The sequence below is a fragment of the Chroococcidiopsis cubana SAG 39.79 genome (genome assembly GCF_003991895.1).
GTDB lineage: Bacteria > Cyanobacteriota > Cyanobacteriia > Cyanobacteriales > Chroococcidiopsidaceae > Chroococcidiopsis > Chroococcidiopsis thermalis.
This window is the reverse complement of the sequence record NZ_RSCK01000002.1, coordinates 253325-254095: the sequence shown is the minus strand read 5'-3', so window position 1 is coordinate 254095 and position 771 is coordinate 253325. Positions and strand designations below refer to the sequence as shown.

At 50.2% G+C, this 771-nt stretch carries 1 protein-coding gene; it reads right to left on the bottom strand.

From position 1 onward, the window contains the following. Positions 1 to 771: tetratricopeptide repeat protein (locus DSM107010_RS41050; protein ID WP_241994096.1), on the bottom strand; the 771-nt coding region annotated here is incomplete at both ends.

The following is a 771-nucleotide window of genomic DNA, read 5'->3' as shown; positions in this document are numbered from 1 at the left end:
CCCTTGTCTTCCTTGTCCCCCTTGTCCCCCTTGTCTTCCTTGTCCCCCTTGTCCCCCTTGTCCCCCTTGTCTTCCTTGTCCCCCTTGTCCCCCTTGTCTTCCTTCCCCTAGTCTCATCAAACTTTGAGCGAAATCAATTTGGGCATATACTGTTTTACTACTGGGGGGGATGGTAGCAAGCAGAGATTGAATTTCGGGAATGAGCGATTGGGCAGTAGAATCTTGCGTGTCTACTAATAAGCTGAATTGGTTAAGTCGAGCTTGCAGTTTTGCAATCGGCGCGATCGCAGTAGTAGCAGCCTGTTGATAGTAGGCTAAGGCGGTTGGATTATCTCTTTGCGATCGCGCTGTATTACCGAGGCTAAATAAACTAGCCGCAATATCTGACTGTGAGTTGAGTTTTTGTGCTAAGACTAAACTCCGTTGCAATACTTGTTGGGACTGCGGCAAATCGCCTATCGATCGCAGTAGGTTCCCCATTTGGCGAAGTCCGGCAGCTTTCAGCGAAGAATCTGGAATAGCACTGAGGCTGCGATCGGCAGAGGTTAATGTTTCTAAAGCCCGACGATACAGTCCCAAGGCTTGCAAAGCTTGACTCTGATTCAGTAAACTACGGATGACTCCAGGGCGATCGCCAGCTCGTTCGTACACCGTAGCGGCTTGTTGCCACGTACTGAAAGCTGTGTCTGCTTGTCCCAATCCCAATTGCAAGCTAGCTTGGGTATTTAAGGCTTGAGCGAGAACTAGAAGAACGCGGGAGTCGGGAGTCGG